We start from the raw sequence: 9,050 nt of genomic DNA, 5'->3' as shown, positions 1-9,050 counted from the left end.
AATAAATCTGCTTATCTCACTCACTGAAACTATAGGAAAGGCAATACTAAACTTACACTCGACATATTGCCCTTCTATCAACTGATAAAATTTTAAATTTTGTCCATCATATCTCCAAAGTTCAGTTACACCCAATGCTGAATAAATACCCAATTTGTTAACTGAACTGCTGGTAATGTCAATCTCAATTGCTAAGTCAGGCGGCGGATCATTTTCTAAATCTAAACTTTCCTTACCTCTAATAGCTAGTTCATTCTGGATATAATAACAAGTATCTGGTTCTATTCCCCGCTTTGATATTTTCCGCTTCAATGTTGTTGAACCAGCACTTCTCACTTCAATTCCTAATTCTTCAGCTAAAGCAATAATAAAATTACCAAAATTACTTTTGGGGTTTTCATGTTCAAAAAGTGGAGTCATGATTTCTAAAACACCGCAGTCATAAGCAAACCGAGAACCTCTATCTTCACCTGTATCTCTCAGCAAGGCTTCAAAGGTTTCCCAGCTAATGTTATGTAGCACTGTTCTTTGTTCCCCAAGAGTTGACTTGACAAGCATATAAAATAATTCGTAATTTGTAATTCGTAATTAATTTATGATTTTAAGCTATCTTTCCACGCACCCAAGCGCTGAAGGATTGCACCAAATCAATTTCATCCATAGTTTTACTTTGCTGGATAAATCTATTCATATCACTAACAGAAATTAAAGGGAAAGCGATACTCGACTTAATTTCAATATATTCACTTGCTACTAGCTGATAAAATTTTAAAACTTCACCATTATATCTCCATAATTCTCCTACACCTAAAGCCGCATAAATATTAAATTTATTAACAGAGCTGCTAGTAATATCAATTTCAACTGCTAAATCTGGTGCTGGATCTATTCTTAAATCTAATTCTTGTTTACCTCTAATTAGTGGCTCATTTTGAATATAATAGCAACTATCGGGTTCTATTCCCTTTGTTATTGGTTGACGTTTTAATGTTGTAGAACCAGCACTTCTAATTTTAGTTTTTAATTCCACTGCTAAAGCGAATATCAATCTGTCAAACTGAATTTTAGGATTTTCATGTTCAAAAAGTGGAGTCATGATTTCTAAAACACCGCAGTCATAAGCAAACCGAGAACCTCTATCTTCACCTGTATCTCTCAGCAAGGCTTCAAAGGTTTCCCAGCTAATGTTGTGTAAGACTGTTCTTTGTTCTGCAAGGGTTGACTTGACAAGCATATTAGAATACTTCTTCTGTCAGAATGTTAGATAAAATCCCGATAATTTTACCTATGTCATTAATATAATACTCGTTCAAGTCAATTTCAATCAGTTGATCAATAAGTTTCAAAAACTTCCAGTTAGTTCCAGTGGTGACAGTTCCATAAATTGTCTGAATGTTATTACCCTCACGTTCATTAAACAATTTAGCTGCTAACATCTCTGCTACACATTGACCTAATCCGGCATTGATATTTTCTTTTTTCGCTTCTACAATTGTCACAACTGGCGCGTTCAGAATTAGTAACTCTGGTGAACGGCTAATTATAAAATCGCAATTTCCATCCATTTAATCCTTGTGCTGAATCAACGGTAAAATCGATCCCAGAAAATAAACTTATTTGATTATTGAAATATTTTCTTACAGCAATTAAAATAGGTGCAATAATCATCTCTGAACGAGATTTTTCTGTATTACTTGCAAGAGCTAAAGGCACATTTTCCCGTAATATTTCTGCAAGTAATGGTGGACACTCTACTTCATCTACAGATGTAAATATATCAGTTTTGTCAGAAATAGTTAACCCAAAGGTTTTTCTAACTCTATCTAAAGTAAAGTCACTGTATGACACTTTAGTTGCTCCTGTAAATAATCGAAATAGCAAAATTGTGCCAACTATTGTTAGTTAATAACTGGCACAATCAGCATCTAAAATATTGTCTACTTTTAACTAGAGAAGCCAGCAAAAAAATCAATAGTTTCTTTCAATGCTTTGATGAAAATATTAATTTCTTCGCGGGTGTTGTAGAAAGATAGACTTGCTCGTGCGGTTGCAGCAAGACCTAAGTAACGGTGTAATGGTTGAGTACAGTGATGTCCAGAACGAATCGCAATGCCTTCTTGATCTAATAATGTAGATAAGTCGTTAGCGTGAACTTCTCCGGCTGTGAATGACGCAAGAGCGGCTCTACCTTCTCCTTTAGCATTGGGTTTGGGGCCGTAAATTCTAATTTGGGGAATTTGCTCTAATTGTTGGAACAAATAAGCCGTTAATTCTGCTTCATAGGCGTGAATTTTATCCATGCCGATATTGCTAAGATAATCGATCGCAGCCCCAAGTGCGATCGCTTCTCCAATTGCAGGTGTACCAGCTTCAAATTTATGTGGTAATTCTGCATAAGTGGAATGGTCTAAATACACCTCTGCAATCATCTCACCACCACCAAAAAATGGTGACATTGATTCTAATAATTCCAACTTGCCATACAGAAATCCTATGCCAGTTGGGGCGCACATTTTGTGGCCGGAAGCTACCAACCAATCACAATCTATTTGTTGCACATCAATGGGATAATGGGGGACACTTTGGCAAGCATCTACTAAGAATTTAGCACCGTAACTGTGAGCGATCGCACCAATTTCTGCCACTGGGTTAATACAACCCAAAGAATTAGAAATATGTACCACCGACACCAACTTTGTTTTTTCAGAAATCAGCTTTTTAAACTGCTCCAAATCAAAAGTTTCTTCTGGTGTAAGTTCCACAAATTTTAGGACTGCACCCGTTTTTTCTGCCACAAACTGCCAAGGTACAATATTACTGTGGTGTTCCATCACCGACAGAATAATCTCGTCTCCCGGCTGCAAATTGTTCATTCCCCAGCTATAAGCTACGAGGTTAATCGCCTCAGTTGCATTACGGGTGTAGACTATTTCCTGACGCGATGCAGCATTGATGAATTTGGCAACTTTATCTCTAGCACCTTCATAAGCATCGGTAGCTTTAGCACTCAGGGTATGGGCACCGCGATGCACGTTAGCATTATATCGCTCGTAATAATCCCGCAGAGTATTTAATACAAACAAAGGCTTTTGCGATGTCGCAGCATTATCGAGATAAACTAGGGTTTTCTCGTTGACTTCCTGATGTAAAATTGGAAAGTCAGCACGAACTTTATCAGCTAAGGTTTTGGTAGTGGTAAAAGTCATTGGTAGATTAGTTATTAGTCATTTGTCATTTGTCATTTGTCATTAGTTAGAGACTTGAGACTATTGACTGTATTTAGTAAGATGTTTCTGAGAGAGGAAACGGGTATTTGGTTGATTACTTCAGCAGCGAAGGCGTTAATTAACAACTTCCGAGCATCATTTTCATCAATTCCCCGACTTTGCAGATAGAATATTTCATCATCTTCCAATTGGCTAACGGTAGCACCGTGAGCGCATTTGACATTATCGGCAGTAATTTCCAATTGGGGTTTGGTATCAACCCTGGCTTTAGATGATAACAGCAAATTCCGATTCATCTGGGTTGCATTTGTCAACTGTGCCGGCTTAGGAACCAAAACTTTGCCATTGAATACCGCATGAGCGCGATCGCCTACAATACACTTATGCAATTGCTTACTAGTACTGTGAGGATAGTTGAGTGCGATCGCACTGTGAGTATCAGACAACTGCTTACCAGAAATTATCGTCAAACCATTGAGAGTAGTTTGTGTCTGCTCACCAGTTTGCAAAATCTCCAAATTGTGCCGTGACAACTTCGCACCTAAAGTTATGGCATGACAAGTATATCGACTATCACGAGCTTGTGCGATCGCAGTCTTCCCAATATGAAAAGTCTCCGCACCTTCTTCCTGAACCCTAGTATGATTCACCTGGGCATTGTCACTCACCCAAACTTCCGTAACCGCATTAGTAAAATATACTCCCTCTTTCTCTGCGCTCTCTGCGCCTCTGCGGTTCGTATACTCCTCAATTAAGCTCACCTGCGAACCACTTTCCGCCACCACCAAACAACGCGGCTGCGAAATCGTCGCCCTTTCCCCCGCAATAAACACCAAATGAATTGGCGTTTCAACTACCACATTCTTCTTCACCCACACCACAGCAGCATCAGTTATCCCAGCCGTATTGAGAGCCGTAAAAACCTCCTGCGCTCCCTCAGCTTGAGCTAAATACTGCCGTACACCCTCTTGCTCAACCGCAGACAAACCAGCCAAATTACTTACCACAATTCCAGGTGGTAAATCTGAAACTGCGGATAACTCCGGCGCAAAAACGCCATTAACAAATACCAAACGACTATTAGCCGCTTCTGGCAAAATATCAAATTCTAAAGATGCATAATTTACCGTCTCTACATTAAATTGCACTTTTCGCAGAGACGACAAATCAGTAAACCGCCATTCTTCCTCGCGGGTGGTGGGAATAGTCGAGTGGCGTACCCAATTACCAGCACATTGGCGTAATTCCTGCAACCAACCTTCTGTTTTAGTTGCCATTACTTGATTTAACAACCCAGTCAGATAATCATCTCTATCTAATATCGATGTCAAACTGACTACATTTGAATTTGGAATTGGGCTAGGAGAAACTTGAATATTCATTACACACCCACCTCAGCAGCAAATTCTTCCAGCACCCAGTCATAACCGCGAGACTCTAATTCCAGCGCCAGTTCCTTACCACCACTCGTAATAATCCGCCCTTGTGCCATCACATGCACAAAATCAGGCACAATATAATCGAGTAACCGTTGGTAGTGAGTAATCAAAATTGTAGAATTGTCTGGAGTTGCCAGTTGATTTACCCCATTCGCCACAATTCGGAGCGCATCAATATCCAAACCCGAATCAGTCTCATCTAAAATTCCTAACTTTGGTTCCAGCAGCGCCATTTGCAGAATTTCATTTCGCTTCTTCTCGCCACCAGAAAACCCTTCATTCAAACTGCGACTGAGAAAACTGGGATTCATCTTCACCACATCCAGCTTTTCCTCAATCAAATCGTCAAAATCAAAAGCGTCTATTTCCTCCAAACCCTTTGCTTTCTGACGGGAATTGTACGCCACCCGCAAGAAATCCAAATTGCTCACACCCGGAATTTCTAACGGATACTGAAACGCCAAAAACACACCACTTCTAGCCCGTTCCTCCGGTTCCAACTCCAGCAGATTTTGCCCTTGAAAAATCACCTCACCGCCAGTCACCTCATACGCCGGATGCCCAGCCAACACCTTAGAAAAAGTACTCTTACCAGAACCATTCGGCCCCATAATCGCATGAATTTCACCCGATCGCACCTCCAGATTCACACCCTTAAGAATCGGAGTCCCATCAACATTAGCCGTCAGATTCCGTACTGACAGCACAACTTCACTATTTTCAATAATCATGTTCTCTCCCTTCTCTTTCTCTGCGCTCTTGGCGTCTTGGCGGTTCGTTACTCTTCCAAAAGATAAACACAGAACGCCGATGTATCTGTGTTTATCTTATTTATCCAACACTGCCTTCCAACTTCAAACTCAACAACTTATCAGCTTCCACAGCAAACTCCATCGGTAGCTGATTAAAAACATCCTTACAGAAGCCACTAATCATCATCGAAATAGCATCTTCAGAAGAAATACCCCGTTGAGCAAAGTAAAATAACTGATCTTCCCCAATCTTAGAAGTAGAAGCTTCATGCTCCACCTTCGCACCGTTATTTTGCACCTGAATATAAGGGAAAGTATTCGCATGGGCATTATCCCCAATCAGCATCGAGTCACACTGAGAATAATTTCTCGCCCCTTTTGCCGTCGGATTAACTTTCACCAAACCCCGATAACTATTACTAGAATTACCCGCCGAGATTCCCTTAGAAATAATTGTGCTGCGAGTATTCTTACCAACGTGAATCATCTTACTACCCGTATCAGCTTGCTGCTGATGATTTGTCAGCGCCACCGAGTAAAACTCACCCACAGAATTATCACCCACCAAAACACAACTGGGATATTTCCAAGTAATTGCCGAACCTGTTTCTACTTGAGTCCAGGAAATCTTGGAATTTACCCCCTGACACAAACCGCGCTTGGTGACAAAGTTGTAAATACCGCCCTTCCCGTTAGCATCACCAGCGTACCAATTTTGGACAGTAGAGTATTTAATTTCCGCATTGTCGAGGGCGACGAGTTCCACCACGGCGGCGTGCAACTGGTTGCTGTCATACATCGGTGCAGTGCAACCTTCGAGGTAAGAAACATAACTACCTTCTTCGGCGACAATCAAAGTCCGCTCAAATTGTCCCGTATCACCAGAGTTGATGCGGAAGTAGGTAGACAGTTCCATTGGGCATTTTACGCCTTTAGGAATATAGACAAAAGAACCATCACTAAATACGGCGGCGTTCAAAGCGGCAAAATAGTTGTCAGCGATGGGAACAACACTACCCAAATATTTTTTAATTAATTCTGGGTGTTCTTGCAACGCTTCCGAAAACGAACAGAAAATAACACCATCTTCCGCTAGCTTTTCTTTAAATGTAGTAGCAACAGAAACGCTATCGAAAATTGCATCGACGGCGACATTTGCTAGTCGCTTCTGTTCAGATAGAGAAATGCCTAACTTCTCAAAGGTTTCTAAAAGGGTTGGATCGACTTCATCCAAGCTGCCTAGTTTTTCTTTCTTGCGTTTTGGTGCTGAGTAATAAATGATATCCTGATAATTAATTGGCGGATACTTGACATTAGGCCAAGTTGGTTCCGTCATTTTTTGCCACTGGCGATAAGCTCTGAGGCGAAAGTCGAGCATGAACTGCGGCTCGTTCTTCTTAGAGGAGATCAAGCGAACAACGTCCTCGTCTAGTCCACGCGGGATAGTGTCGGCTTCAATATCTGTAATAAAGCCGTACTTGTAAGGTTGGTTGACTAAGGTTTTGACAGTGGCACTCATCAGTAATAATCTCTTGTGTTCTGAACTCTTTTAGGATGGGAGACGGGCTGCGGCTAACCGATTTCCATTTCCCGTTACGGAATGGTTACACGGCTGCTAGAATAGTGGTGGAGAGTAAAACAACAGCTATGTTGTTTAATCTATCTTCATTTTACGCTAAATTAACAACAACAATGTTGTCAAAGTCAAACAATTTTGGATTTTAGATTTGCAATTTTAGATTGAAAGAGACCACAAGGGTGCTTGGCTCAAGGATTTTAGATTGACGATAGCGGGGCATACACCAGAAAACTTTTTTAATCCAAAATTCCAAAATCCAAAATCCAAAATCGGCACGGTCAAATTTTCAAATAAATTTTTGGGACTTGCAGCAACCATAAGATGGCGACTACCCACCAGTCCTCAACCAAGCAAGATATCCTAGAATATCTGCACAAACACGAAAAAGCAACGGCTTTGGAGCTAGCTGAAGTTTTAGACGTTACCCCCCAAGCGATTCGTCGCCATCTCAAAGATTTGGAGACGGAGGAGCTAGTTTTGTATTCTACATCAGTACAGGCGGCGGGAATGGGGCGACCGCAGCACCTTTATCAACTGAGTCGTCAGGGACGCGATCGCTTGCATCGAACAATGAGCGATCGCTTTGGTGATGCAAGCGGCAATTTTGCGGTTTCGTTGCTAGACACCTTAGCCGAAACGATGGGACACGATCAATTTAAATCGATTTTAGAGAAACAGTGGCAGCGTAAAGCCAAAGAATACTGCGATCGCGTTGGTAATGGTTCACTGCAAGAACGGGTAGCTAACTTAGTAGAGTTGAGAAAAGCGGAAGGCTTCATGGCGGAGTATCACCCGGTTGATGTCAATGACTGTGTGAAGAGCGATCGCTTTATTTTTATAGAGCATAACTGCGCCATTTCTAACGTTGCCGAATCTTTTCCTAGTATCTGTGGTCACGAATTAGAAATGTTTGCTGCCGTCTTACCTGATTGTACCGTAGAACGCACCCACTGGATTATTGATGGCGAACATCGTTGTGGCTATTTGGTACAAATGCGTCATTAGTTATTTGTCATTTGTCATTTGTCATTTGTCACTAGTTTTAATTATTCTCATCCTCCTCATCCTCCTCCTCCTCATCTCCCTCATCCCAATGCCCAACTAAATTTATGGATATACTACCACAGCAACCATCAGCACAATTTTTAACTCTGGAAGAGTCAGCAAAAGTAGACGCGGCTTTGTTGTCTTCTCCAGAAAAGTTTTTAACAAGATTGACAATTTCATCACTTAAGCTTTTGAAGCATATTTCCCAAGAGTACGGTGTTGCTATTGAAGATTTGACAGCACAGCAAGTAATTGCCTGGTTTGAAAAAGATAGCAAAATTCGCCGTGAGCAGGGAATTGAATCTGCATACTTGAAGTGGTGATCTGTATAAAACCGACTTTTTGTACTTCATTTTATGATATACAAAAATTACCAAATAAACATCTCCATAAATTAAATATTCGTTATCCAGAACGCTTGTAGAGACGTTATATGTAACCTCTCTACATTCATTATTACCATTAGTCTAAATATAGCGATCGCTACGAGGGTTTGCGCCTATACTATCTAACGACAACCATAACCGACTCACCAATAATTATCAATATTAATACTTGACAACATGAGCATTGTTTAGTACTTATTCTCGTGGACGGTATTCAAACACTTCACTAACTACAAAAAATATTATGCACGCTAAAGATAACAAACCTGCATCTCAAAATCATCAAACACCGAAAGATAACTCATCATGGTTGAAGCCGAGACCTTTTGCACCTTCACCAAAAGAAGCTACGCAGATATCAACAACCCCAGAGGAAATAAAGCACCAAAAAACGGCAAATGTTACTAGACGGACTAATTTGCTAGAAATCCTAACATTATCTACAGAGAATGAACATAACGTTATTCAGAGAATGCCAAAAAAAAAGAAGTTAAAAAACCAAGAAGTTCCAGAAACTTCTGAACAAGGGACAGTAAACGAAGGAGAACAAGTTGCTCCCCAAACTACAACTGCGGCATTACCTACAGCAGAAATTGAGCAAGAACAAACAGAGGAAACTC

9 protein-coding genes and 1 pseudogene are annotated in these 9,050 nt (G+C 40.7%); 3 read left to right on the top strand and 7 right to left on the bottom strand.

Features of this window, described 5'->3' with window-relative positions; genetic code table 11:
• The 7 genes and pseudogenes from HWQ37_RS29485 to sufB form a co-directional block, all read right to left on the bottom strand.
• Positions 1-558 (bottom strand): Uma2 family endonuclease (locus HWQ37_RS29485; RefSeq protein ID WP_292753954.1); only part of this gene is annotated, 558 nt, incomplete at its 3' end.
• Between the two features lie 43 nt (positions 559-601).
• Positions 602-1,234 (bottom strand): Uma2 family endonuclease, encoded by a 633-nt coding sequence (locus HWQ37_RS29480; protein ID WP_292753953.1) that lies wholly within the window; start codon positions 1,232-1,234, stop codon positions 602-604.
• Between the two features lies 1 nt (position 1,235).
• Positions 1,236-1,848 (bottom strand): annotated as a pseudogene (locus HWQ37_RS29475) (hypothetical protein).
• Between the two features lie 95 nt (positions 1,849-1,943).
• Positions 1,944-3,206: a cysteine desulfurase gene (locus tag HWQ37_RS29470; RefSeq protein ID WP_292753952.1), complete on the bottom strand. Its 1,263-nt coding sequence runs from the start codon at positions 3,204-3,206 to the stop codon at positions 1,944-1,946.
• 32 nt (positions 3,207-3,238) lie between these two features.
• Positions 3,239-4,609 carry a Fe-S cluster assembly protein SufD gene (gene sufD, locus HWQ37_RS29465; RefSeq protein WP_292753951.1) on the bottom strand — a complete coding sequence of 457 codons (1,371 nt, stop codon included), beginning with the start codon at positions 4,607-4,609 and terminating at the stop codon, positions 3,239-3,241.
• Positions 4,609-5,397, bottom strand: a complete 789-nt coding sequence (gene sufC, locus HWQ37_RS29460; RefSeq protein ID WP_292753950.1) for a Fe-S cluster assembly ATPase SufC — start codon at positions 5,395-5,397, stop codon at positions 4,609-4,611. The genes sufD and sufC overlap by 1 nt, the downstream gene beginning before the upstream one ends.
• 100 nt (positions 5,398-5,497) lie before the next feature.
• Positions 5,498-6,937, bottom strand: coding sequence for a Fe-S cluster assembly protein SufB (sufB, locus tag HWQ37_RS29455; RefSeq protein WP_292753949.1), 1,440 nt, complete (start codon positions 6,935-6,937; stop codon positions 5,498-5,500).
• A gap of 381 nt (positions 6,938-7,318) precedes the next feature.
• On the opposite strand from sufB, the gene sufR reads away from it, so the two are divergent.
• From sufR to HWQ37_RS29440, 3 genes are all read left to right on the top strand, one after another.
• Positions 7,319-8,002 carry an iron-sulfur cluster biosynthesis transcriptional regulator SufR gene (sufR, locus tag HWQ37_RS29450; protein ID WP_292753948.1) on the top strand — a complete coding sequence of 228 codons (684 nt, stop codon included), beginning with the start codon at positions 7,319-7,321 and terminating at the stop codon, positions 8,000-8,002.
• A gap of 104 nt (positions 8,003-8,106) precedes the next feature.
• Positions 8,107-8,367: a hypothetical protein gene (locus HWQ37_RS29445; protein WP_292753947.1), complete on the top strand. Its 261-nt coding sequence runs from the start codon at positions 8,107-8,109 to the stop codon at positions 8,365-8,367.
• Between the two features lie 307 nt (positions 8,368-8,674).
• Positions 8,675-9,050: hypothetical protein (locus tag HWQ37_RS29440; protein WP_292753946.1), on the top strand; the 376-nt coding region annotated here is incomplete at its 3' end.

The organism is Nostoc sp. NMS4 (assembly GCF_017115095.1).
GTDB lineage: Bacteria > Cyanobacteriota > Cyanobacteriia > Cyanobacteriales > Nostocaceae > Nostoc.
Note: the sequence above shows the minus strand (reverse complement) of the source record. Positions and strands in the feature narration are given on the sequence as shown.